Source organism: Akkermansia muciniphila ATCC BAA-835 (assembly GCF_000020225.1).
Lineage (GTDB): Bacteria > Verrucomicrobiota > Verrucomicrobiia > Verrucomicrobiales > Akkermansiaceae > Akkermansia > Akkermansia muciniphila.
The window spans coordinates 1,248,458-1,271,882 of record NC_010655.1; the positions used below are offsets into that span (position 1 = coordinate 1,248,458).

The 23,425-nt window shown below is 55.8% G+C and carries 20 protein-coding genes and 2 tRNA genes; 5 read left to right on the forward strand and 17 right to left on the reverse strand.

All coding sequences use genetic code 11. The annotated features are described in order from the left end of the window. Positions 1 to 8 precede the first annotated feature (8 nt). The 10 genes from rplK to tig form a co-directional block, all read right to left on the reverse strand. Positions 9 to 437: a 50S ribosomal protein L11 gene (gene rplK, locus AMUC_RS05590; RefSeq protein WP_012420086.1), complete on the reverse strand. Its 429-nt coding sequence runs from the start codon at positions 435 to 437 to the stop codon at positions 9 to 11. Between the two features lie 66 nt (positions 438 to 503). Next, positions 504 to 1,073 (reverse strand): transcription termination/antitermination protein NusG, encoded by a 570-nt coding sequence (nusG, locus tag AMUC_RS05595; RefSeq protein WP_012420087.1) that lies wholly within the window; start codon positions 1,071 to 1,073, stop codon positions 504 to 506. A 29-nt stretch (positions 1,074 to 1,102) separates the two neighbouring features. Beyond that, the gene (locus AMUC_RS05600) at positions 1,103 to 1,330 is read right to left on the reverse strand and encodes a preprotein translocase subunit SecE (RefSeq protein ID WP_012420088.1); all 228 of its coding nucleotides are present in this window, start codon (positions 1,328 to 1,330) and stop codon (positions 1,103 to 1,105) included. Positions 1,331 to 1,363: 33 nt separating this feature from the next. Then, positions 1,364 to 1,439 (reverse strand) — tRNA-Trp (locus AMUC_RS05605). Positions 1,440 to 1,533: 94 nt separating this feature from the next. After that, positions 1,534 to 2,718 carry an elongation factor Tu gene (gene tuf / locus AMUC_RS05610; RefSeq protein WP_012420089.1) on the reverse strand — a complete coding sequence of 395 codons (1,185 nt, stop codon included), beginning with the start codon at positions 2,716 to 2,718 and terminating at the stop codon, positions 1,534 to 1,536. A gap of 44 nt (positions 2,719 to 2,762) precedes the next feature. Continuing rightward, positions 2,763 to 2,837 (reverse strand) — tRNA-Thr (locus AMUC_RS05615). Between the two features lie 206 nt (positions 2,838 to 3,043). Continuing rightward, positions 3,044 to 4,126, reverse strand: a complete 1,083-nt coding sequence (gene tsaD / locus AMUC_RS05620) for a tRNA (adenosine(37)-N6)-threonylcarbamoyltransferase complex transferase subunit TsaD (protein WP_012420090.1) — start codon at positions 4,124 to 4,126, stop codon at positions 3,044 to 3,046. Positions 4,127 to 4,149: 23 nt separating this feature from the next. Further along, entirely contained in the window at positions 4,150 to 5,520 is a 1,371-nt protein-coding gene (gene clpX / locus AMUC_RS05625) for an ATP-dependent Clp protease ATP-binding subunit ClpX (protein WP_012420091.1), read from the reverse strand. A 39-nt stretch (positions 5,521 to 5,559) separates the two neighbouring features. Beyond that, positions 5,560 to 6,216: an ATP-dependent Clp protease proteolytic subunit gene (locus AMUC_RS05630; RefSeq protein WP_012420092.1), complete on the reverse strand. Its 657-nt coding sequence runs from the start codon at positions 6,214 to 6,216 to the stop codon at positions 5,560 to 5,562. Positions 6,217 to 6,338: 122 nt separating this feature from the next. Further along, positions 6,339 to 7,649 carry a trigger factor gene (tig, locus tag AMUC_RS05635; protein ID WP_012420093.1) on the reverse strand — a complete coding sequence of 437 codons (1,311 nt, stop codon included), beginning with the start codon at positions 7,647 to 7,649 and terminating at the stop codon, positions 6,339 to 6,341. 262 nt (positions 7,650 to 7,911) lie between these two features. Between tig and bamA the strand changes: the two genes are divergently transcribed. The 5 genes from bamA to AMUC_RS05660 all read left to right on the forward strand — a co-directional run bounded on the left by bamA (position 7,912) and on the right by AMUC_RS05660 (position 13,409). Beyond that, positions 7,912 to 10,335 carry an outer membrane protein assembly factor BamA gene (bamA, locus tag AMUC_RS05640; RefSeq protein ID WP_012420094.1) on the forward strand — a complete coding sequence of 808 codons (2,424 nt, stop codon included), beginning with the start codon at positions 7,912 to 7,914 and terminating at the stop codon, positions 10,333 to 10,335. Between the two features lie 33 nt (positions 10,336 to 10,368). After that, positions 10,369 to 11,118, forward strand: a complete 750-nt coding sequence (locus tag AMUC_RS05645; protein ID WP_012420095.1) for a cell division protein ZapB — start codon at positions 10,369 to 10,371, stop codon at positions 11,116 to 11,118. A 36-nt stretch (positions 11,119 to 11,154) separates the two neighbouring features. Continuing rightward, a complete protein-coding gene (gene metF, locus AMUC_RS05650; protein WP_012420096.1) occupies positions 11,155 to 12,090 on the forward strand; it encodes a methylenetetrahydrofolate reductase [NAD(P)H] in 936 nt (311 codons plus the stop codon). Positions 12,091 to 12,142: 52 nt separating this feature from the next. Further along, positions 12,143 to 12,880: a tetratricopeptide repeat protein gene (locus tag AMUC_RS05655; RefSeq protein ID WP_012420097.1), complete on the forward strand. Its 738-nt coding sequence runs from the start codon at positions 12,143 to 12,145 to the stop codon at positions 12,878 to 12,880. Between the two features lie 256 nt (positions 12,881 to 13,136). Beyond that, complete coding sequence (locus tag AMUC_RS05660) at positions 13,137 to 13,409, forward strand: hypothetical protein (RefSeq protein WP_012420098.1); 273 nt, start codon at positions 13,137 to 13,139, stop codon at positions 13,407 to 13,409. A 92-nt stretch (positions 13,410 to 13,501) separates the two neighbouring features. On the opposite strand, the gene AMUC_RS05665 is transcribed toward AMUC_RS05660, so the two are convergent. The 7 genes from AMUC_RS05665 to AMUC_RS05695 all read right to left on the reverse strand — a co-directional run bounded on the left by AMUC_RS05665 (position 13,502) and on the right by AMUC_RS05695 (position 23,418). Continuing rightward, positions 13,502 to 14,128: a TetR/AcrR family transcriptional regulator gene (locus AMUC_RS05665; RefSeq protein ID WP_012420099.1), complete on the reverse strand. Its 627-nt coding sequence runs from the start codon at positions 14,126 to 14,128 to the stop codon at positions 13,502 to 13,504. Between the two features lie 132 nt (positions 14,129 to 14,260). Then, a complete protein-coding gene (locus AMUC_RS05670) occupies positions 14,261 to 17,419 on the reverse strand; it encodes an efflux RND transporter permease subunit (RefSeq protein ID WP_012420100.1) in 3,159 nt (1,052 codons plus the stop codon). 90 nt (positions 17,420 to 17,509) lie between these two features. Next, positions 17,510 to 18,928: an efflux RND transporter periplasmic adaptor subunit gene (locus AMUC_RS05675; protein ID WP_143245855.1), complete on the reverse strand. Its 1,419-nt coding sequence runs from the start codon at positions 18,926 to 18,928 to the stop codon at positions 17,510 to 17,512. A 32-nt stretch (positions 18,929 to 18,960) separates the two neighbouring features. Then, positions 18,961 to 20,241: a TolC family protein gene (locus tag AMUC_RS05680; protein WP_012420102.1), complete on the reverse strand. Its 1,281-nt coding sequence runs from the start codon at positions 20,239 to 20,241 to the stop codon at positions 18,961 to 18,963. 146 nt (positions 20,242 to 20,387) lie between these two features. Continuing rightward, complete coding sequence (locus AMUC_RS05685) at positions 20,388 to 20,816, reverse strand: hypothetical protein (protein WP_012420103.1); 429 nt, start codon at positions 20,814 to 20,816, stop codon at positions 20,388 to 20,390. An 82-nt stretch (positions 20,817 to 20,898) separates the two neighbouring features. Beyond that, positions 20,899 to 21,924 carry an ankyrin repeat domain-containing protein gene (locus AMUC_RS05690; RefSeq protein WP_012420104.1) on the reverse strand — a complete coding sequence of 342 codons (1,026 nt, stop codon included), beginning with the start codon at positions 21,922 to 21,924 and terminating at the stop codon, positions 20,899 to 20,901. 12 nt (positions 21,925 to 21,936) lie between these two features. After that, the gene (locus AMUC_RS05695) at positions 21,937 to 23,418 is read right to left on the reverse strand and encodes an MFS transporter (protein WP_012420105.1); all 1,482 of its coding nucleotides are present in this window, start codon (positions 23,416 to 23,418) and stop codon (positions 21,937 to 21,939) included. Positions 23,419 to 23,425: the final 7 nt, after the last annotated feature.

Consider the following 23,425-nt stretch of genomic DNA (forward strand, 5'->3'; position numbering starts at 1 on the left):
GGTGAGTGTTACATACCTTCAACTTCAATGCCCATCTGGCGAGCCTGGCCGGCAAGAATGCGGGCGGCGCGTTCAGGGTCTTTCGTGTTGAGGTCAGGGAGTTTGGTGTTGACAACTTCCATCAGCTTGGCCTTGGAAAGGGTGGCGACTTTCTTTTTGTTCGGTTCGCCGGAGCCGGAGGCGACGCCTGCGGCTTTCTTGAGAAGCACGCTGCCCGGGGGCTGCTTGGTGATGAAAGAAAATGACTTGTCCTTGTAAACCGTGATGACGGTCGGCAGGAGATCGCCGGCCTGCTTTTGCGTGGCGGCGTTGAACTCCTTGCAGAATGCCATGATGTTTACACCGGCCTGACCAAGTGCCGGACCCACGGGCGGGGAGGGGTTAGCGGCTCCGGCATTGATCTGGAGCTTGATGATTTTGGTTATTTCTTTTGCCATGGTTTTGCTTTGTTAGCGGAGAAAATAAACGGGAAGGGGACTGATGGGGGGAGACGCAAAGAAGATTCAGGCTTTTTCCACCTGCCAGTATTCCAGGTCCACAGGCGTGGCGCGGCCAAAAATGGAGACACTGACACGCAGCTTGCCCTTTTCCGGGTCGATTTCTTCGATGGTGCCTTCCTGGCTCTGGAACGGGCCTTCGCACACGCGCACAGGGTCGCCGACGGCGAATTCCACCTTGGGACGGGCGGCGACGGCTTCCGCATCCAACAGGGGCAGAAGGTCTTCCACCTCGCGCTTGCGCATGGGGAGGGGGGCGTTGCGGGAGCCGGCAATGCTGATGACACCGTCAATTTGCTGGATAAAGTACCAAAGGTCCTTGTTCAGGGTGCCGTCCGCTTCCAGCAGGTACATGTTGGCATAAACATACCCGGGAAAGAGTTTGCTGTGACGTTCCGTTTTTTTGCCGTTGCGCACTTCGGAAATAAGTTCCGTGGGGACTTCCACCCGGTAAATGAAGTCGGAAAGCTCGGCGTCCTTCGCCTTGCGGATGATGCGGTCACGAACGCTGTTTTCCTGTCCGGAGAGGACGTGAAGGACATACCATTGTTCGTGAGGCTCTGGGGTACTGGGCATGATCGGAGAAAGAAGTGGGGAGAGTAAAACTAGATTGCCAACTGGATGAGATAGTTGACCACGCTGTGAAGAAAGATGTCGAACGATGCAACAAACGCGCCAAGGAATACCATGGCAATCAGTACGACGAGAGTGGAACCCCAGAGTTCGCGGAATTTTTTGAAACCTTTCACCTTGGGGTCGCTTTCCCAGGGCCAGGTCGTCTTCTTAAGTTCGCCCTTAACTTCGGCGATGAATTGAGAAATCTTGCGAAACATGCTTCAAGGTGGGGTGGTGTATTTGGAAAGAAGTGGCAGGTCAGGAGGGACTCGAACCCCCAACTTTTGGTTTTGGAGACCAACGCTCTACCAATTGAACTACTGACCTGTTGGAGTCTCTTCTTTCGTGGGAAATGAGGGGGCCTGCGGGGAGGCCCCCTCATTAAACCTGATGTAGATTCCTCTACAAGTTCCTGAGGAACTTAGTCAAGGATTTCGCTGATACGACCAGCACCCACGGTGCGGCCGCCTTCGCGGATAGCGAATCGCATGGCTTTTTCCATGGCGATCGGAGTGATGAGCTGGACTTCCAGGTTGACGTTGTCGCCGGGCATCACCATTTCCACGCCTTCGGGAAGGGTGCAGCAACCGGTCACGTCCGTTGTACGGAAGTAGAACTGCGGGCGGTAGTTGTTGAAGAACGGAGTGTGACGGCCGCCTTCTTCCTTGGTCAGGACGTAAACTTCAGCCTTGAAGTTCTTGTGGGGCTTCACGGTGCCGGGCTTGATGATTACCTGGCCGCGTTCGATGTCTTCCTTCTTCAGGCCGCGGAGAAGCAGACCAACGTTGTCGCCGGCCTGGCCTTCGTCAAGCAGCTTACGGAACATTTCGATGTCCGTAACGGCAGTTTTCTGGGTGTCCTTGATGCCGATGATTTCCACTTCTTCCATCTTCTTGATGACGCCGCGTTCGATACGGCCGGTAGCCACGGTGCCGCGGCCGGAGATGGAGAATACGTCTTCCACAGGCATGAGGAAGGGCTGATCCACAGGACGTTCGGGTTGCGGGATGTAGGAGTCAACAGCGGCCATAAGTTCCATGATGGAATCTTCGGCAGCGGCGTCACCTTCCAGAGCCTTAACGGCGGAACCCTTGATAATGGGGGTGTCGTCGCCCGGGAATTCGTATTCGTTGAGAAGTTCGCGGATTTCCATTTCCACGAGTTCAAGCAGGTCGGGATCGTCAACCAGGTCGCACTTGTTCATGTAAACGACAATGGCGGGAACGCCCACCTGGCGGGCAAGGAGGATGTGTTCGCGGGTCTGCGGCATCGGGCCGTCGGAGGCGGCAACCACAAGGATGGCACCGTCCATCTGGGCAGCGCCGGTGATCATGTTTTTCACATAGTCGGCGTGTCCGGGGCAGTCAACGTGGGCATAGTGACGGTTTTCCGTTTCGTATTCAACGTGAGCCGTGGAGATGGTAATGCCGCGTTCGCGTTCTTCGGGGGCGGCGTCAATCTGGTCATAGCCGCGTGCTTCGGCGAAACCCTTCTTAGCGAGCACTGAAGTAATGGCGGCGGTAAGGGAGGTTTTGCCGTGGTCAACGTGACCGATGGTGCCCACGTTCACGTGGGGCTTGTTGCGCTGGAATTGCTCTTTAGCCATAATATTATGTTTAGGTTTGGGCTGCTATGGGTCTAGCTTGAAGATGGAGCTTCTGGCGGGAATTGAACCCGCGACCTCATCCTTACCAAGGATGCGCTCTACCCCTGAGCTACAGAAGCATAGACTTCTTCCGCCTTTCGCTGCTCCTAGAGAAGTCGTAAATCCGCCCAAACCTGCGGTTCTAGCGGATAAATAGCATCCTCCCGTGTTGCCTGACGAAAAGCGGACGCTATGTTACGTTTTTGGATGCAGGATGTCAATGAAAACATGAACATTTTTTCAGCTTTATGCCGCAAATACAGGGGGTTCATGTATAATATATTTATCAGGAATGTGTTGAATGTTTGGATCTGTTTAAATCCTCCGTCAATTTAAGATTGGGGTCAACGTCTTCATCCAGAGAATGGAACAGTCCTCTTCGGGCTTTGAGACAGGTGACATAAGCGATCATGGCGGCATTATCCGTCGTCAGGTCGAAGTCCGGGAGAACCAGTTTCACTTTTTCACGGTCACAGGCGGTTTTCAGGCGGGAACGCAGCTCCCTGTTGCAGGAGACGCCCCCGGAGATGGAAAGGGTGCGGTGACCGGAGGCGCGCAAGGCCTTCAGCGCCTTGTGAATCAGGACGTCCGTCACGGCCCGCTGGAAAGAAGCGCAGAGGTCGCGCAGAGTTTGCCGGGGCAGGCCGTGAGGATCGCCGTTTTTCGTAATTTTGGGCAGTGTATAGAGAACGGCCGTTTTCAGGCCGGAGAAAGATACGTTGGCTGTATGCTCTTTCATCAGGGCCCGGGGGAAAGAAAAGGCTTCCGGGTCGCCTTCCGCCGCCAAGCGGTCGATTTCCGGCCCTCCGGGATAGGGAAGGCCTAGCATTTTGCCTACCTTGTCAAAGGCTTCCCCTGCTGCGTCGTCCAGAGAGCGGCCCAGCAGGCGGTAGTTCCCTACGCCGCGCACATCCACAAAAAGGGTGTGGCCTCCGGAAACGACCATGCCCAGATGGGGAACGGGACCGCCGGGGCGTTTGAGGAAGGGGGAAAGCAGATGGCCTTCCAGATGATTGACGGAGACGAAGGGCCTGCCCGCTGCCAGAGCCAGAGCCTTGGCCGTGCTGTTGCCTACCAGAAGTGCAGCTACCAGGCCGGGGCCTCCCGTAGCGCCGAAGACGTCAATGTCCGCAGGAGCTGTTCCGGCTTCGCGGCACGCGGTTCGGATGATTCCGGGAAGATCCGCTGAATGGTTGCGGGAAGCCAGTTCCGGCACTACGCCGCCGTGCTGGCGGTGAATGGCAATTTGGGAGGAGATGACGGAGGAGAGTATTTCCGGAGCTTTTTCCTCTCCGGCAGAACGCAGGATGGCGACTGCCGTTTCATCACAGGAGGATTCTATTCCCAGAACGGTAAGGGATTCCGGCATGGAGGAAGAACAGGGAGGGGAGGTTAGGAGGACTGGTGGATTTGGGCCGGCTTGTTGCCGGTAACCGTTTCCCTGGTAATGGTAACGGTGTCCGCATTTTTCATGCTGGGCACTTTGTACATGACGTCCAGCATGAGGGTTTCAAAGATGGAACGCAGAGCGCGGGCTCCCGTGCCGCGTTTCATGGCTTCGGCGGCCATGGCTTTCAGGGCGTCCGGCAGCACGTCCAGTTTGGCGCCGTACATGGCGAGCAGTTTGGAATATTGCTTGACCAGGGCGTTTTTGGGTTCCGTAAGAAGGCGGACGAGCTGGCTTTCATCCAGCTTGGAGAGCGGACAGAAGATGGGCAGGCGTCCCACGAATTCCGGAATCATGCCGAAGGAGAAGAGGTCTTCCGGCATGGCCTGTGCCAGTATTTCCTCTTCCGAGTATTCCTTGCGGTCGCGTTGTTCCGTGATGGCTCCGAATCCCATCTGGGTGGCGCCGAGGCGTTTGCGGATGATGTCTTCCAGCCCGACGAAAGCGCCGCCCACAATGAAGAGGATTTTTTCCGTATTGACGCGGATGTATTCCTGTTGCGGGTGCTTGCGGCCTCCGGTGGGAGGAACATTGCAGATGGTGCCTTCAATGATTTTCAGCAGAGCCTGCTGCACGCCTTCCCCGGAGACGTCTCTCGTGACGGAGACATTCTGTGTTTTGCGTCCGATTTTGTCGATTTCATCCACGTAGATGATGCCTTGTTCCGCTTTCGCTACGTCAAAGTTGGCAGCCTGGAGCAGGCGCAGGATGATGTTTTCCACATCTTCCCCTACGTAACCGGCTTCCGTCAGCGTGGTGGCGTCCACAATGCAGAATGGGACGTTGAGCATTTTCGCCAGCGTTTTCGCCAGCAGGGTTTTTCCTGAGCCGGTGGGGCCGGCCAGCAGGATGTTGGATTTTTCAATTTCCACATCGTCCAGGGACTTGTCGTCCAGCATGACAGCACTTTGGCGCAGGCGCATGTAGTGGTTGTACACGGCTACGGAAAGCACTTTTTTGGCGTAGTCCTGACCGATGACATACTGGTTGAGCGTAGCGCACATTTCTTCCGGTGTGGGCAGCGGGCCTTCATAGGAGGCCGGGCCGGCCGCCGTTTCCCTGAGCATGTCCGCGGCTGCCGCTTTGCGGGCCTCCGCCTGGCACATGGCGTAAGCGGAGGGTTCCATGTTCAGGATGCCGCGGATGAAGCGGGTCGCCATCGGAAGGCCTGTGTCCTTCACAATCATGTTGACGCAAATTTCAACGCAATTGTTGCAGATGTAAAAGTCTTCCGCAATCTGGATGAGTTTGTCCACCTTGTTCCCGGGCTTGCCGCAGCAGGAACAGGCAGGAAGATGAGGGGTGGAACCGGACATGGTTTTTCAGGTAGAGAGAGAAATGGCGGAGGGAAAGGGTCAGGCCTTGGTTTTTTTCTTGTCGCCCTGGTCATCAGAGTGATGCGCCAGAACTTTATCCACCAGGCCGTAGGCCACGGCTTCCTCGGCAGTCATGTAGTTGTCGCGGTCAGCATCCTTTTCAATTTGCTTTTCCGTTTTACCGGTATGTTTGGCCAGAATGCCGTTGAGGCGTTTTTTGAGGTTGAACATGAAGCCGATGGTGCGTTCCACATCTGAAGCGGTTCCCTGGGCACCTCCGGAAACCTGGTGAATCATTACGTGGGAGTTCGGCAGGCAGAAGCGTTTGCCGGGAGTTCCCGCAGCCAGAAGGACGGAACCCATGGAGGCCGCTATGCCCAGGCAATATGTATTTACGTCACAAGAGACGAATTGCATCGTATCGTAAATTGCGAGACCCGCCGTGACGGATCCTCCGGGGGAGTTGATGTAGACGTGGATGTCTTTTTTCGGGTCAGCCATCTGAAGGAACAGAAGCTGGGCAATGACGGAATTCGCCACATCGTCGTCAATAGCGGAGCCGATGAAGATAACGCGGTCTTTCAGGAGACGGGAGTAAATGTCAAAGGCTCGTTCGCCGCGGCCGTCCTGCTCCACCACCATGGGCACATAATAGGAGTTTGCGGGGGTTGATTTGGAAGATTGGTCTTGAAACATGTTTATGGAAGATTGGATGTTGTTTTTTCAATGTACGTTACCCGTCCGAAAGATGCAAAACGGGGGAGTCGGGCATGTGTGCGCCAACTCCCCCTGGTAAGGTGTTTTGTGCAGAGGAGGGGTTACTGCTCGTCTACCGTTACTTTGGCCTCTTTTGTCAGGAAGTCCAGAACCTTGGCTGTCAGCAGGCTCATTCTGATGCCATGCACGCGGCCTTCGCGCTGGAGTTCGCGAATGTAGGATTTGAGGTTCTTTTTCTGCTGGCGGGCCTGGCGGGCCACTTCGTTGTAAAGCTCCATTTCCGTGACGGCAATTTTTTCCACCTGCGCCACTTCCTGAAGCATGAAGAAGACCTTAAGGTTGCGCTTGGCCTCCTGTTTGGCTTCTTCCCGGGCTTCCTCCACAAACTTATCCATGTCCGCCGGGGCGTTTCCGCTGTACATGGCCTGCTGCATTTTCTGCTGGAGGATGCCGTACACTTCACGTTCTACGACGGCTTCCGGAAGGTTGAAGTCAAGCATGTCCGCCAGCTTTTCCGTGATCTGATCGGCCTTGGCCTCATCAATTTGCATGGCTTTGCGCTGGGCCAGGTTTTCCTTCAGGGCGGTTTTCAATTCTTCCAGGTTTTTGCCGGGAAGAACTTTTTCCGCAAAAGCATCATCCATGGCCGGAAGCTGTTTTTCCCGTACTTCTTTCACAGTGGCATGGAATACGAGTTCCTTGCCGCGCAGTTCCGTAATTGGGAAGGTATCCGGAATGGTGACGGTGATATCCTTGCTGTCACCGGCATTCAGGCCTTCCAGGGCGGAGGCGAAGCCGGGCAGGAATTGATCGTCTTCCACCTTCATCCACTGGCCGTCACGGCCTTCCAGGAAGCCTACGGGTTTGCCTACGGCTTCCGCTACGGGCTTGCCGTCCAACGTGGTTTTGAAGTCGATAATCGCCACGTCGTCTTTTTGGGCGGCGCGGTCCACAGGGGTGAATTCCGCGATTTGTTCAGCCAGGGAGTTCAGAGCTTCCTCTACGTCTGCTTCCGTTACTTCGGAAGAGGGAACCTTGACTTCGATGCCTTTGTATTCCGGCAATTCAAATTCGGGAACCACGGTCATCGTGCTGGTAGCGGTGTAGTTGCCCTGGTCATCCAGAGATTGTTCCGGCTTTCCGAAGCTGAGCACTTTCAATTTGGGGTTTTCTTCCAGAGCGGTGGAGCAGGCCGTTTCAAAAAGGGTGTCCAGCAGTTCTTCTTCCATTTCTTTCTTGAAGCGCTTTTCAATGATGGACTTGGGTGTTTTGCCGGGGCGGAAGCCGGGAAGCTTGGCTTTGGCGGCATAGGAATCTACAATGGAGGCGCGGCGCGCAGCCGTGGTTTCTGCAGGGATGGAAGCTTTCAGCGTGGCTGTGCAGTCCGGTTGAATATCAACGTTGATTTCCATAAATAATACGGTCAGTGTTAATTGAAAGTGGTTCTGTTTCAGCTCCGGGATGGCGGCAGCGGTCAAAACACGAGCGGCGATAACTTTAATGAGAGGGTATCTGGAGTGCAAGCTATTGCACAGGAATGACACAATTGCCCTCCTAAGCGCGCACGCGCACGCGATGTAATAGAATACGGGGCAACTGTGTTCTACGCGGAATCACGTCTTGACTATGCAAGAGGAAAAGTCCTTTATATCCCAAGCATTAAGTTCAGCGCTCATGATTCGTCCCGTTTTTTTGTATGTTTCCTTTCCCTTGATAGCATGTTCGGCTGTTTTGGCCCAGGATGAAACTTCCCTTAACAGAGGCGCCTATGGTTCCGTGATGACTCCGGAACAGGTAATGCGGGAACTGGGGCCGGGCACGGGGCTTCTTCCCGGTGACCAGGCGTATGAGGGGCGGCCTGTGAAGAGCGTTTCCGTGCGGTACAGAAGCACCGGCAAGACCGTGTCCGAAGACCGTCTGAAAAATTTGCTGGCTACGCAGCCGGGCACCAGTTATTCCCCGGAAGTGGTCAACAAGGACTTGGAACGGTTGTTGGAAAGCGGTCTGGTAGGCGGCAATACAACAGTAGCCGTGGAGCCTTCCGGCGACGGCGTGGCGGTGGTGTTTGAAATGGCGGCCCAGAATCTGCTGGGCGGCGTGGGGTTCCGCGGCAATACCGCGTTCGACAACAGGGACCTCTCCGAGGAATGCGGGCTGAAGGGGGGGGAAGCTCTCAGCGACAAGGCCCTGAGCAGCGCTATTGCCAAGCTGCGCACTTATTACCAGGAAGCCCGGTATCCGGATGTACGTGTTTCCTATTTTTACCAGAAAACGGAACGGCCCGGCTTTGTGGATGTGGTCTTCGACATTAACGAAGGAAAAAAGGCCAATATTATCAAGATTGACTTTGTGGGCAATGAACACATCAGCGCCAAGGATCTCCGACAGGTGATGAAAACCAAGGAGAAGGGCTGGTTGACCTGGATTACCAAATCCGGACGCATTGACCGTGAACAAGTGGAGGACGATCTGGCGGAATTGGTGACTTATTACCGCAATAAAGGTTATCTGCGCGTCAAGCTGGACAAGGTGGAATATTTTGACGCCGGCAAAGGCAATGAGCAGAAGCTGACGATGAGAATTACCCTTACCGAGGGGCGCCGCTACAAGGTCAACCAGGTTGCCTTCGGCCCCACCAAGGTGTTTACGGCCCAGGAACTGATTCCTGGCCTGAGCATGTACAACGGGGATACCTATTCCGCCCAGAAAGTGGCCGACGACGTGACGATGATCCGCCGTTATTACGGTTCCCGGGGGTATGCGGACGCCTCCGTGCGTCCGGACATTCAGGAAGTGGGCGTTGATCCCAAGACAGGTTACGGACAAATCAACATCGTGTACCATGTGACGGAAGGCAATCCCTACCGCGTAGGCAATATCCGCCTGACCGGGAATAACCGCACGAAGGATTACGTCATCCGCCAGGAACTTCCCCTCCAGTCCAATGACCCCATGAACGCCGTGGATTTGGATACCGCCCAGAAGCGCCTCCAGAACCTGAACTATTTTGACATGGTGGACGTAGCCCAGGTGGGATCCACGCGACCCGGCTACCGTGATATCAATATCGAGGTGGCGGAAAAACGTACGGGGTCCCTGAATATCGGCGTGGCATTTTCCTCTATTGAAAGCGTTTACCTGTTCGCAGGCATCACCCAGTCCAATTTTGACATGTATGACTGGTCCTCTTTCGTGGGCGGCGGCCAGCGTTTCGCGATTAACGCCCGTGTCGGTTTTGAAACGCAGGATGCCAGTATTTCCTGGGTGGATCCGTGGTTCCTGCACCGCAAGCTGGCCTTCGGGACGGAAATCTTCTACAGCAATTCCACATATTTTTCCGATTATTACGACCAGCAGAACTATGGCTTTGCCATTTCTCTCCGCAAGCCGATCGGGGAACTGGATTACGTGAAACTGGAATACCGCCTGGAACAGTACCGTATTGACGCCGAAGGGAACGCCCCTATCTTCTTCTGGCAACAGGACGGAGACTACCTGCGCAGCCATGTGGAACTTTCCTACACCATTGATACCCGCGACGCGCAGATTTTTCCCCGCAAGGGAGGCAAATTTGAAGTGCTGGCCGGTTATTCCGGCCTGGGCGGCGATGTGCATACATACAATTTCGGCGTGAATGGCTCCTATTACTGGAATTTGCGCGGAGACACCATTTTCAGCATCAATGCCGGTGCGGCTACCGTGGATTCCTATGGCAACCACGATGTGCCCATTTTTGAGCGCCTCTACCTCGGCGGGCCATACAACATGCGCGGTTTCCGTTTCCGGGACGTGGCGCCGTACAATCCCGCCCTGAGCGGTGATGAGACGATGGGCGGCCGTTCCTCCTTCTTCTGCCAGTTTGAATATTCCATTCCTGTGATTGAAGAAGTGCGCGTCGCGGTGTTTTATGACATCGGTTTTGTCAACGGAGATTCTTTTGACTTCAGCACGTCCAAAATAGTTTCCGACTACGGGATCGGCCTGCGCCTGAACCTGCCCATCGGTCCGCTGGCAGTGGACTATGCCATTCCGATTCAGAAGAACAACGCCATTGACCGCGGAGGACAATTCCAGTTCTATCTCAATTATTCCTATTAATTACGTTTGATAATTTCTCTACCGTTTGACGACATGAGTAATTTCCGCATTCTTATCCTGGCGTTTCTGGTGGTGGTGCTGGCTGTTCTGGGAATGATTTATGTGAATATTTCTTCAAGAATGGATGTGATTCAGCAACAGCAGCAGATGGCCTCCGCTCCGGCACCTGTCAATCCCTCCCCGTATCTTCCGATGCCCACGCAGGCTCCTGCTTCCGCCGTTCAGCCGGTGGTGGTGGCGGATCCTGTAGTGAGCGAGGAACTGGCTCATGTTTCGGCGGAGCTGGAACGGATGAAGAAGGAGAATGAAGAACTGAAGAAGCGCCATGCTCTGGCGGAAGAAGAACGCGATTTGTTGGAACGCCAGAATATGGAAAAGGGAGATCCCCGGCTGCAATGGCTTAATGAAATCAAGGATGCGGAGCAGGTGGGCCGTGTGACGGAATACTACCGTGACGCCAACCTGGTCCTGTTCCAGTCCATCGGCCAGCCTGACTTGAAAGTGGGGCAGGAACTGGGAATCCGCAGACGCGGGAGCATTTTTGTATCCCTGATTATCGACGGAGTTGACCCGGACGGGAAGGTGTTCCAGTCTTACGTGAAGCGTAATACGCTTTTTGATAATAATGACAAGGAACCCATCAAGCCGGGGGATGAAGTCATTGTTCCGCCTGCGAGCTGGCAGGAAAACATGACGGAAGAAGACAAGTCCGGTATGGCTTCTCCCTCCGCCCCCGTCCCCGTGGAAGCTCCCAAACCGGTGATGATTCCCATGGAGCCGTGATGCGGGTCCGTATTTAGCCAAGCCAAGTAAAGAGAAGTGCACCTGAGAGAAAGATTGCAATCGGGCGCCGGTCCCAGCCTGTCCTTTGAATTTTTCCCGCCCAAAAACGAGCAGGCAGCGTCGGCCTTGTACCAGACTATCCGTGAACTGGAGCCTTACCGCCCCAGTTTCGTCAGCGTGACGTATGGTGCAGGGGGCTCCACCCGCGAGCTTACCCGCGAGGTGGTGTTGCGCATCCAGCATGAATCCCGTATTCCTACGGTTCCCCACCTTACTTGCGTAGGGCATAGCCGGGAGGAGGTATGGAATATCCTGGACCAATACGCCCGGGCTGGAGTGCGGGCCGTTCTTGCACTTCGGGGAGATCCTCCCCGGGGAGCGAAGGATTACAACCGCGATGCGGATGTTTTTCGCCATGCGGCGGATCTGGTGACGTTTATCCGTGAATATAATGAATCCGGCCGTCACCCGGATCCGGATGGATTCGCCATAGGCGTGGCCGGCTTCCCGGAAGGTCATCCGGCCACTCCCAACCGCCTGCGCGAGATGGATTTCCTGAAAGCCAAGGTGGATGCCGGCGCGGATTATATCTGCACCCAGCTGTTTTTTGACAATCATTCTTTTCTGGATTACCGGGAACGCTGTCTGCTGGCCGGCATCAAGGTGCCTATCCTGGCGGGAATTATGCCTGTGACCAGCCTGTCCGGCATGAACCGCATGGCAGAGCTTTCCGGAGGCACCTGTTTTCCGGCCAGGCTGCTCAAGGCGCTGAAGCGTGCGGGTTCCAATCCGGACGCTATTCAGGAAGTAGGCATCCAATACGCCTCCAGCCAGTGTGCCGAACTGTTGGATTCCGATGTGGACGGCATTCATTTTTATACGCTTAACCAGAGCCGGGCAACGCGGGAGATCTACAGGAATCTGGGACTGAAGGATTCCCTGCAGCTTTTGGAACATGGCGAAGATAAGTAAAAAGCTGATTGATTTGGTTGGGACAACACGGTAGAAACCTCTTCAACATATTATGGATATCAAGGATATTAAACGGGCCATGGACAATATGCCGATGGGCGACGGAAGTGCGTTTGCGGAAATTTCCGTCGGCCCGGCCAAGCATGAACAGTTTTTGGATGAACATTACGGCAAGGTTGCGCTGGTTGTGTTGCTATGCGTCCTTGGGGCTGCCGGATGGATTATTTATAATGGCGTGCAGGATTCCATGGAAAGAAAGGCAGGCGCCGCTCTGGTGGCCGCTATGCCGGAATCCCCGGCAACCGGGGAAATTTCCCTGGACGAACAGGGGCTTCAGCAGGTAGTGGCTGACTTTGACAGTTCCCGCGCCGCCGTCACCGCCTCTTACCTTCAGGCCATTGCCTTGTGGAACGCCGGCAAGGAGGATGAAGGCGTGGCCAAAATGAAAGCTTTTATTGATTCCGCTCCCACGGAGGAATGGAAAGCCCAGGCTTCCGTTACCCTGGCCTGCCGTCTGATGAACCGGGGGAAAGCGGATGAGGCGGAAGGGCTGTTCCGTTCCGTGGTGGATGCGGGAGATCCTACTTTTTCCGGTTTTGCCACCATGTGCCTGGGGGACATTGCCCGGGCTAAGAAAGACAATGCCGCCGCAGGCGCCTTTTACCGTGAACTGGCGGAGAAATTTCCGTCCAGTGCATTTGCCTTGCAGAGCGGAGGCTACCTGCTGCGCAAGAGCCTGTTTGATATTCAGAGTCCCGTTCGTATTGAGCCCGCAGTAGAACAGAAATAATCCATGCGGGCGTTTCCGAAGTTTTCCGGAAGATGAACGCTTTTTCCATCCGCATGTCTGTTTTTTTACAGTGCATGCGGATTTCCGTATTCAGGAACGCCGGAACAGGGGGGTAATGAAAAGCCTGCTGCGCGCGTAGCTGTTATGATTCCGGGAATTCCGTTCAGGACTGTGACATATTTAAACAAATCATCAAGGGATTCCGCGCTTACCGGATGTAACCGGGCTGCCGGTGTTAATCCTTATTTTTTATCTCATGAACAGGCATATTAAATCATTCTGGCTTCTTCCCCTGGCGGGAATGACGCTTTCTTTCATGCCGTCCTGCACGACGGACAGCTACGGGAACAGTTCCGTAACGCCCGGCGGAGCCGCCGCCATCGGTGTGGGGGCGCTGGCTGCCGGCGCCGCTATTGGGGCGGCTGTCCAGCATGACCGCGACAAGGACAGGTACCGCAATGACTGGCGTCACCATAATCCTCCTCCTCCGCCTCCCCGTCCGCCTCATCGACCCCAATGGCGGAGGTAAGAAGGGAGCGTGCGTGTAAGGGCGGCGATATTTTGGTTCGGCAGGGGGCCGGGAGGCGACGCGTTTTTCCGGTCTGCCCCTTTGCTGAAATCTCAGACCCGCCGTATGCCGCGGAGCGCCCAGGTCATGCGTTGTCTGGCGCTTTCCGGATCATTGAGGATAGAACCCAGCAAGTCGAGAACGGGCCGAGCTGCTTTGGGGTCGTGCACTTGGAGCTGTCCGGAAAGGATAAAGGGGGCTCCCCCGCAGCAGACAAGGTAAATGAGGATGTTCATGGGGTCTCCCATGAGCACGGATCCTTCCTGCTGGGCTTCCCGTATGGTTTCCAGCAGCACAAGGGGATGGCGCGTATGGATTCCTGAAATGAAACGGATGGCCGCCTGTTCCCCTGCCAGGGCGTCCAGAACCAGCTGGGCAATGAATTGGCCGTGACGCAGCAGGAACTCCATGACGTCTCCCAGGATGGCTTCCAGTTTTTCAAAGGCCGGAAGATGAATGTTGGCATGGGTCCTGATGCCGGTGAACAGAGGTTCGTACCAGCGTTCCAGAAGCTCGGTCAGAAAAGCTTCCCGGTTGCCGAAGTGATAGACAAAGCTCCCTGTATTGGTGCCGGCCCGCAGGGACAGGCCGCGAACGGTAAGGGCGCGCAGCCCGGATTCCCCGACAATCATGGCACCCGTATTGAGCAGGTGCTCTCTGGTGGATTTCCGTTTGGGCATGAAGGTGAAGCTTGAACCTCCATGTGTGCCCCTTATCGGCCTGCAAGGCAAGGACTCGTTATGTCTGTTGCTGTAAAAAGCGGAACCGGGGCTCATCCTCTCCCCGGTTCCGCCGCCGAAGTCCTGAATGAATCAGGAGGTTGCTTTCAATTCCTTCCGCCGGGAGGCAATCCAGCGGGAGAAGAGTTTGGCCGTGGCCGGAATGATAAGCAGGTTCAGGATGGTGGCTGTCACCAGCCCGCCGAACTGGACGATGGCCAGGGGGCCGAGCAGTTCGCCTCCGGGCTGGTCAATGGCCCAGATCAGCGGGAGCAGCCCCAGCACGGTAGTCAGGGAAGTCATGATGATGGGGACCACGCGTTCCAGAGAACCCTCCCGTATGGCTTCCGCGGGTTCCATCCCCTGATGTTCCAGGGCCCGGTACCTGTTGAGCAGAATCAGGCCGCTGCGGATGGCGAAGCCGATGACGGTCACGAATCCCACAATGGAAGCCACGGAAAGAATGGGAGGAATGTAAGTTCCTCCAAACAGGGAGGACAGCGTACCGGGGGAGGCAAGGAAGACGGCTACGATGCCGCCCACCAGGCACAGCGGTATGTTCACCAGGGTCAGCATGGCGCGCCGGACGCTTCCCAGTGCGGAGGAAAGGAGCAGCACGATGAGCACCATGACGATGGCGCCCAGGACGTAAAGCCGTTGTGATGCGGATTCCCGTGCTTTGATAGTGCCGTCATAGTCCACGGTACAGCCCATGGCGTTCATTACCGGGTCCAATTGTTCCCGACAGGCTTTCGCAAGGTCTCCCAGGTTGGAATTGGGGGAGGGATTGCAGGAAATCATGGCTTTCCGCATGGTGTTGTCCCTCAGGATGAGGTTGGAAACTTCCTCCCGGTATACCTGTGCCACGTCGTCCAGGCGCACGGTTTTTTTATTGGGGGAAATGAGTTCCAGGTTTTTGACATCTTCCATGGACGTTTTAAGTCTGGGGTCAATGCGCAGGACAATGTTCCAATGGTCCTGGTTTTTGATGACTTCTCCCAGTTTTTGTCCGTTCATGGCCGTGGAAACCTGTTCCGCAGCATTCGCCATGGTCAGGCCGTAGGAAGCCAGGGCTTCCTGATTGTATTGCACGCGAATGGTATCCACCATAATTTCCCGGTTGGCGCGTGCATCCGCCACTTCCGGCATGTTCTCCAGAATTTCCTTGGCTTTCCGGGCCGCCAGGCGGAGCTGGGGCAGCTCTGTGCCGTAAATGTTGATGGCGATTTCCGAGTTGGAGCCGGACAGAGCGGAACTGATGCGATGGGCCAGCGGATAGCCGATCATGGAGCTGGTGCCGGGGATGCCGTCAATGCATTTCTTGATGGCGGCGCGCAATTCTTTCTGGTCTTTCTTCAGATCCACGCGCACGAGCAGCTCGGAGGCGCTGACGGGTTCTGCGTGTTCGTCGTTTTCCGCGCGTCCCGTGCGCTGGGTGACACTGAGAACCCCCGGAATCTGTTCAATATCTTTCATCACTTTCCGGGAGATGCGCTCCGTTTCATCCAGGGAAGTTCCCGGCACCGTGCTGACGAAGACTGTGTAGCAATCCTCGTTGAACGGCGGCAGGAAACTGGTTCCGAACGTGGAACCCAGCCACAGGGCCAGCAGTGTAATGGCCGTCATGATGGCGCAGACCGTTTTGGAAAAGCGCAGGCAGAATTCCAGGATGGGGGCATAAATGCGTTTAATGAGGCGGGAGCTGAAGGAATCCCCGCTTTCCAGAGTAGCGGCGTTTTTGCTTTTCTTGAACCATATGTAACAGAGAACCGGAGTTATGGTGACAGCTACAATAAGGGAAGAAAGCAGGGCCAGCATGTAGGAGATCCCCAGGGGCCGGAAAAACTGGCCTTCCAGACCGGACAGGAAGAGCACCGGAGTGAATACCAGCAGGATGATGACAGAGGAGAAGGAAATGGAGCCTACGATTTCGCTCTTGGCTTTCATCAGAACCTCATACTTGCTCTTGCGCTTATCTTTCGGCAGGGCGGCGTTCCTGTTCAGGTGCCTCCAGGCTATTTCCACGAAAATAATGGCGTTGTCCACCACGTCTCCCACGGCTACGGCAAGGCCGCCCAGGGTCATGATGTTGATGGCCAGCCCGAAGACGGGGAACATCATCAACCCGAACAGGATGGACAGGGGCATGGAAATCAGCGTGATGATGGCCGTGCGAAGGTTCAGCAGCGTCAGGAAGATGACGATCATGACCACCGCTCCGGCAATGAGGAGGGTTTCCGTGCCGTTATCCAGGGACATTTCAATGAAATCCGCCTGCCGATAGGCTGCGGTGTGCAGTTTCATTCCCTTGGGAAGCTGGCTTTGGCTGAATTCCCTGACGGCTGCATCCACGGCCTGTGTCAGGGCCAGCGTATTGGCTCCCGGCACCTTCTGCACGGAAAGCACCACGGCGTCTTCCCCCATAAATCCGGCATCTCCCCGCCGCGGCGCACCGTCTATCTTGACTTCCGCCACATCCTGGAGCCGGAGTATTCCGGAGGCATGGTCCGGAACCAGGGCGCGGTTGAGCTGTTCAATATTGGCTGTGCGGGTATCCTGCTGGATGGGGAGTTCCTGCCCGGCTACATCCTCCAGATACCCTGCGGGGACGGAAGATTGGGATTCCTGAATAGCCGTTTTCAGGCTGGAAAGGTCCACCCCGGCCAGTTTGAGCTTGTTGGGATCATAAATCACCTGGTATTCCGGCAGACGCCCGCCCAGCACCGTGACCTGCCCCACCCCGGGAATGGCCAGCAGGCGCGTGCGCAGCTTGTATTCCGCCAGTTGCCTCATGTCCAGCTGGGAGGTATCCTTGTCTCCAGTCAGGGCGATGAGCATGATTTCCCCCGTTATGGAGACGATGGGGGCCAGCTCCGGGGATGTCCCTTCCGGCAGGGATTCCCGGACTGCTCCAAGACGTTCCGTTACAATCTGCCGGGCCTGGTAGATATCTTTGTTCCAGTCGAAATCCACCCATACGAAGGAAAGCCCGCTGCCGGAGGAGGAGCGGACGCCTTTGACTCCGGCGGTTCCGTTCATGGCGGACTCAATGGGAATGGTGATGTATTGTTCCACTTCTTCCGCAGTAAGGCCGGGGGCTTCCGTCTGGATGGTGACACGCGGGACCTTCAGTTCCGGGAATACGTCCACGGGAATGTTCTTCACCACGAAAATGCTGACGATTGCCAGCGCAATCGTCAGCAGGATCACAGTAATCCTGTTGTTCAGGCAGAATGAAATGAGAAAGTTCATGGATTCTGATTGCTGAATACCTAAGATTCAAGGGTTTATTTCAAGGGAATCCGGGGTATTTGTTCCTTAATCTTTTATTTTGTACATCGTTTAGTGTTCTCCTTCGTGGAACTGGCCGTCCGCGTGGAAGTGTCCGGCTGCTTTTTTGCTTCCGGCCTCTCCGGTGGGCAGGATGTATTTCAACTCATACCCGCCCTTGGTGACGATGGTCTGTCCCGGCATCAGCCCCTTGACGGGAGTTTTTCCCTGACGGGAAGGCAGTGTTTCCACTTTTTTCATGACAAATGTGTCGTTTCCCGCCTTGATGAAAACCACGTCGTTCACCCCTACCTTGACGACGGCGCTGTTGGGGACGGGAATGAAGCCCTCCGCGGCGGCGTCATGGGAGTACAGATCCAACCGGGCCAGCTGGCCGGCATGCGTCCCTTCCGGTATGCGGTCCGGGGTAAAATACAGGGCCCTGGACTGGGTGGCGGGATCTACCTGTTCGGCCACCCTCAGGGAGCCGTTCAGCAGTTCCGTGTTTTTACCGCTGGTCAGGGCCAGCCGGGCTTTTGCATAATGGACGGGATCCGTCCCATAAATGGTCGTGGTAAATTCCAGATCCCCTTTATTGGTCATGACGAGGGCAGGCGCGCCCTGTTCTCCCCAGGCCCCTTGGGTCATGTTCACGGACTGAACGGAACCATCCGCCGCTGCGTATATGTAAAGAAGGTTATTTTTCAATACGCCGGACTCCATCACCAGTTTCAATTTATTGTTGCTGGCGTTCAGGGCAGCCCGGAGGCTGTGGATTTCCGCCTCTTTGAATTGGATGGAAGTATTCAGTTCGCTGTTGCGGGTGCCGATTTTTTCCAACTGGGCCCGGCGTTCCCTGAGGGTTCCGAGTTCTGCTGCGGCACGGTCCAGCGCGGCCCTGGCCTGGGAGGCGTTTCCTTCCATTTCCACAATATCCGGGGATGCCAGCGTGTACAGCAGTTCCCCTTTGCGCACTTGTTGTGCGGATTTGACGTTGAATGTCACGCGCCCTGCGGCGGGAAGGGCGTATGTGGTTACCGCATGGGGAGGAATGACCATCTGCCCGTGAAGGGTTTTCGCCGCTCCGTGGGAGGTTTCCTCCACTTTCTCAAAGCGCATGTCCAGAGAATGGCGCGCTTTTTCATCCACATGCACGGGAATCATGTCCCCCGGTTGGCTGGAATTTTTTTCCGCAGACTCTTCGCGTTCATGGTCGCCCGTGCATGCTTCCCCTTCCGCGTGCTGGTGACCTTCCAGTTCATGGTCGCCTGTGCAGACGGCTCCGTCCGCATGCCTGTGTTCTTCGTGGGCGTGGCCCTGAGTACAGATTTCCCCTGCCTTGTGCTGATGGTCGTCATGGCCGTGATCCGCTGTGCAGGCGGAACCGTCCTCGTGTTTGTGTTCCGCAGGGGCAGGCTGTTCTCCGCGTGCGGAATGGAGACAGAAAGCAGGAGCCAGTCCCAGCATGATGGAAAAATAAAGATGTTTCATATTCATTAAAGATGGTGGAGGGTTGATGTGGATTAAAGGTTGGCGTGGGTGAGGTAGCGGAGCTGGGCCTGAACGGCCAGAAGCTTGTCCAGATTGTCCAGGAAAGCCAGGCGGCTTTCGTAAAGCTGGTGGCGGTTTTCCGCCAGTTCCAGCAGGGATGCTTCCCCAATGCCGTGCAGCTTTTCCATGGTCCGGACGGAGGCGGCGAAGGATTCCATGCGCTGGAGTTCCGTGCGGCAGTGGCGGAGCGCCATCTGCTGGCTTGCGTCAAGCTGGCGGGCGTTGAATAATTCCGTTTTCCAAAGCTGGATGGTTTCCTGTCTGGACAAGTCCCGTGTGCCTCGGGCTTCCGCAATAGCCTTGCGGTTGCGGTTCCAAAGGGGAAGATTGAACCCTATTTCTCCGCCTACTTCCTTTTCTCCTTCGTCGCGGGTGAAGGAGGGGCCGAGCTCCAGTTCCGGGTACTGCCGGCGGATTTCCGTTTTGAATAATGTCTCCGTGGTGGCGTAGGTCGCCAGTTGTGCCTTGATTTTTGGAGAGGCGGTCAAGGCTGAAGGGCCGGGAGCCGGTACGGCGGCGGGAAGCTGGAAACTCTGTTTCGTCAGGAAACCGAGTTTCCGCACCGCAGAAGGATGCAGGCCCATCAGCTTGACGAGTTCCATCTTCTGCTCCAATTCCGTTTCCGTCACGGTTTGGAGTTCCCGGATAGCGTCATTCATCCGCTGGGAGGCTACCTGCCGAGAGGAAAAATCCACTTCCCCCGCGCCGATAAGCTGTTCAATCATGCCGTTTTCCCGTCGGATGGCATCCAGCCGTTCCCGGATGACCGTCTTGCGGCGCTGGGTAACGGCCAGTTGGCTCCATGCTTGGTCCAGGGAACTGAGAAAATCCAGTTCAGCCTGGCGGAGGGTCCAGAAGTCGGCCTCCTTGTATTGTTCCGCCACTTTTTTTTCCAGGGCGGGGAGGCCGGTTACGGGAATGGTGAAGCCCAGGCTGCCGGACATGTTGACCGTATTTTCCTGGAGGACTTGTTCAATATCCCAGGAAAAGGAGGGATCGTTCCACCAGCCCGATTGCCTGGCTACTTCATTGCTGGAAGCCAGTTTCAGCCGGGCTTTGTTCAGATCCGGATTCATGACCAGGCCGATCTGGCGAGCCTGGTTCTGAGTGATTGAGGTAGGGGAATCTACGCGGGATGCCTCTTTCCAGGAGGCTTCCTCCGCGTTCAGGTCGATAGGCGCGCTGTGGTAGACGCTGCATGAGCTAAGCAGGGCTGCCAGGCCTATTCCGGCGAAGAATGGTGTGGATTTCATGATGGAAAAGATAATAAAAACAGTTCGCTCCAATCAGGTTTGGACAATGCGGCGAATAATTCCGCGGAAACAAATAAAAGCGGCCGCCGTATTAAAGGCAGCGTACCGCAGGAAACGCCCTTAAGGACGTTTCTGAAAAAGAGCCGTTAAATCAGCAGGGGAAGTTGAAAGCCTTCATGCGTCGGACCGGTGTTCCTGAAGGGGTCAGGGGGAACCGGTGTTGCGGAATCCGATGTTTGGCTTGTTAAAAGAAGAGGCCGGGCCAGATGGTGGAAATCCGGCAATGTCTGCCAGATGACATAAGGCTGGGGCAGAGGTGCATGAGGAACGGGAACCGTCAGATCATTAATCTCCAGCTGCCGGTGTTCGCAGAGGTGCCCGGCCAAAGGGCTGGAAGAGCCGGTACGGGGCACATCGTCCCCGTGGCATTCGCAGGGGGCGGCATCCTGATGGCAGGAACAGGAAAAAATGAAAATTTCTTCATGGCACGGGCACACGGAAACCATACCCGTTCCGCCTACGACGACCAGCAGAAGGGTGAGCAGCATGATGCCGGTGCGCAATGCTCTAACCATGGTATGCCGCGAATCCTAGAAAGGAGCCGTGAAAGCGTCAAGAGCAAAAGTGGCGGATGTCTGAACCCTGAAGGAAAGGCCGTTATTTTTCCGCCGCTTTGCGGAGCAGGTCCACAGTGTGTTCAAAAGCTACGCCGCGGACATCAATGATCCGGGAGTTTTCCGCGATTGCTCCGGTGATTTCCTCCCGGAATTTACCGGACTGTTCTTCCGTGAGCAGGTTTTTGGAGCTCAGGGAGCGCGTGATGAGCTGGAGGACGTACCCTGTTTCCACGAAAGACTGGCGTCCCACGGCTTTTTTCATGGCTTCCATGAATTCCGGGGCATGTTCGGGCGGCAGGCCGGCCACGGCCTTTTCATAAGCACGGATGAAGGAATCCACCGGGGCTTTGGAAACTTCCGTCTTGGTGAGGTCAAAGCTGGATTGATAAGCGAGAGCTCCTTCTTCCGCCAGTTGAAGGGCGTTTTTCCCGAATTTGTTGACGGCAGTCATATCCGCTCCTTTTTCCAGCAGCAGGGCCGCCACCTGGAAATTGCCGCGCATGGCTGCCAGCATGAGGGGCGTAAAGCCGTTGCCCTCCCGGTTGTTGATGTCTGCTTTCCTTTCAATCAACATGTCGGACAGGCGGTCCAGCCCGCTCCAGGAAGCCCAGTGCAGCGCGGTCCACCCGTCCTTGTCCTTCCGGTCGATTTCCACGCGGGGGTCTTCCAGAAGCCGGTCCAGATAGGGGGCCCGAGTGGCTTCCAGCTTCAGCGTGGTCTCAATGTTGTTGTAGTTGGCGTAGCATACCCACATGACAGGAGTTCTGCCATGGGGATCCGTCATGTTGACAAAAGCCTTTCCTTCTGCCGCAGCCAGTTCTTCCCCTTCCTTCAGGGTTTGTTCGAATTCCTTCATTCCCTTGACTCGGGCTTCCTTCTCCTCCTGTTCGGAGGAAGCGTTGACTTCTTTGGCCTCCGCTTTCTTCATTACGGTGATAAGGTCCAGGGCCGGGTTGGGATCTCCGGAGAAAGATTTGGAGACCAACAGGCTGAGACCGCCGAGGAGGGAGCTGAAAGCTACCAGGATGAGGGAATCCACAATGATGTTGCGCGTGTGCTGGTTCATGGTCTCGTAAGGTCAGGAGTTGGCTTCCGTAAGTTCTTCCGCCGTCAGGGCGGGATCCGTTTCCGCTTCAATGGCGCTGATGGGTGGCGATGCCGCGTCTTCCTCGGGATGGTCCGAGGTGATGGTCCTGCGGGTCATGATAATGGCGATGGGGCTGATTACGGCCATGGCCAGGTAAATGGTCCACATGAATTCCGGGGAGTCCCAGAAGCCGATGTGCCCGGTATCCATCTTGGCGCAGATGCCGTCATAGCAGAGGTAGGCGACGAGCAGGCCGCCGATGATGCCATTAATGGGTTTGGCGATGAACATGGGAAGCGCCGCCAGAGACATGTAGGAAGCCACTTTGTCTTTCGGAGCTACCCGCGCCACATATTCGGAGAAGCGGGGAGAGAAGAGCAGTTCCCCGAATGCGAATACCAGGATCTGCGCCACAATGGCTACCAGATACGCCTGGGAGCGCGTTTCGATGCCGGGCACCAGGTAGTACCATTCAATGGGAATGGCCATGAAAACGAGAGAGAAAGCGGAAATGGACATGCCCGCAATCATGAGGCCAACGGTAGAGAAGCGGCCCAGCACCGGAATGAGCAGGATGAGGCCGGAGACAATGATGGCCGGGTTGACGGCATTGATGGAGCCTATGGCGAAATCGTCATATAGCGTCCGCACGTAGTATTTGGGCATCACCAGGAATTGCAGCGTGAAAACGATGCGCACGCCCATGGTCAGCACCAGGAAGAGGATAAGTTTGCGGAAGGCGGATTCCTTCCATACCTCCATGAAGAGCTGGAGAGGTCTGCGGAGGGGGGCATTGATGTTCGCCTCCCGTTCGCTGGGTTCCGCGTAGTTGTCTTCATTAATAAAACGGGTGGTGATGCAGCCCAGCAACACCATCAGCGTTCCGAAGTTGATGATCCAGTACCCGCCGTCCACGGCGCCGAAGTGCTTGCGGAAAAATTCAATCAGGAACACGTTCGCAATGACGGCGGAAATGTTCATCAGCAGGTAGTAGATATTGAAGCCCGTGGAACGCGCTTTCAGCGGGGTGAAGCGCCGGATGGAAGTCTGGATGACGGGGGACATGAACGCCGTGCCGAAGGACATAATCAGAATGCCCGCCATGACGGCCAGCCTTCCGGAGTCCACGGTCGGGCTGAGGTCCGGACCGAAGCCCATGATAAGGCGCCCGGCAATGAGGATGATGAAGCCGATCAGGTAAGTGCGCCGTATGCCGATGATGTCGCAGATGGAACCCACCGCGAAGACGAAGGCGGAGATGAAAAGGGTGTACAGGCCTACCCAGAGGGCGGCGTCCGCATCGTTGAAGCTACAATAGTCCGTCAGGTAGAGGACGAATACCGTAATCATGGAAAAATAGGCCATTCCGTCGAAGAACTGGACGACGTTGGTAAGCCAGAAATCCTTGGATACGGTTTTCAGGATTTTGAATTCCGAAAAATATTTGAGGATGGGGTTTGCGGACTCATTCATGGAGAGA

Coding starts and splice junctions, on each gene's coding strand:
- AMUC_RS05695 (WP_012420105.1), bottom strand. CDS start 23,418: ATGAATGAGTCCGCAAACCCCATCCTCAAATATTTTTCGGAATTCAAA.
- rplK (WP_012420086.1), bottom strand. CDS start 437: ATGGCAAAAGAAATAACCAAAATCATCAAGCTCCAGATCAATGCCGGA.
- nusG (WP_012420087.1), bottom strand. CDS start 1,073: ATGCCCAGTACCCCAGAGCCTCACGAACAATGGTATGTCCTTCACGTC.
- AMUC_RS05630 (WP_012420092.1), bottom strand. CDS start 6,216: ATGTTTCAAGACCAATCTTCCAAATCAACCCCCGCAAACTCCTATTAT.
- AMUC_RS05690 (WP_012420104.1), bottom strand. CDS start 21,924: ATGAACCAGCACACGCGCAACATCATTGTGGATTCCCTCATCCTGGTA.
- AMUC_RS05660 (WP_012420098.1), top strand. CDS start 13,137: ATGAACAGGCATATTAAATCATTCTGGCTTCTTCCCCTGGCGGGAATG.
- AMUC_RS05680 (WP_012420102.1), bottom strand. CDS start 20,241: ATGAAATCCACACCATTCTTCGCCGGAATAGGCCTGGCAGCCCTGCTT.
- tig (WP_012420093.1), bottom strand. CDS start 7,649: ATGGAAATCAACGTTGATATTCAACCGGACTGCACAGCCACGCTGAAA.
- tuf (WP_012420089.1), bottom strand. CDS start 2,718: ATGGCTAAAGAGCAATTCCAGCGCAACAAGCCCCACGTGAACGTGGGC.
- tsaD (WP_012420090.1), bottom strand. CDS start 4,126: ATGCCGGAATCCCTTACCGTTCTGGGAATAGAATCCTCCTGTGATGAA.
- AMUC_RS05665 (WP_012420099.1), bottom strand. CDS start 14,128: ATGCCCAAACGGAAATCCACCAGAGAGCACCTGCTCAATACGGGTGCC.
- AMUC_RS05645 (WP_012420095.1), top strand. CDS start 10,369: ATGAGTAATTTCCGCATTCTTATCCTGGCGTTTCTGGTGGTGGTGCTG.
- bamA (WP_012420094.1), top strand. CDS start 7,912: ATGATTCGTCCCGTTTTTTTGTATGTTTCCTTTCCCTTGATAGCATGT.
- AMUC_RS05600 (WP_012420088.1), bottom strand. CDS start 1,330: ATGTTTCGCAAGATTTCTCAATTCATCGCCGAAGTTAAGGGCGAACTT.
- AMUC_RS05685 (WP_012420103.1), bottom strand. CDS start 20,816: ATGGTTAGAGCATTGCGCACCGGCATCATGCTGCTCACCCTTCTGCTG.
- AMUC_RS05675 (WP_143245855.1), bottom strand. CDS start 18,928: ATGAAACATCTTTATTTTTCCATCATGCTGGGACTGGCTCCTGCTTTC.
- clpX (WP_012420091.1), bottom strand. CDS start 5,520: ATGTCCGGTTCCACCCCTCATCTTCCTGCCTGTTCCTGCTGCGGCAAG.
- AMUC_RS05655 (WP_012420097.1), top strand. CDS start 12,143: ATGGATATCAAGGATATTAAACGGGCCATGGACAATATGCCGATGGGC.
- AMUC_RS05670 (WP_012420100.1), bottom strand. CDS start 17,419: ATGAACTTTCTCATTTCATTCTGCCTGAACAACAGGATTACTGTGATC.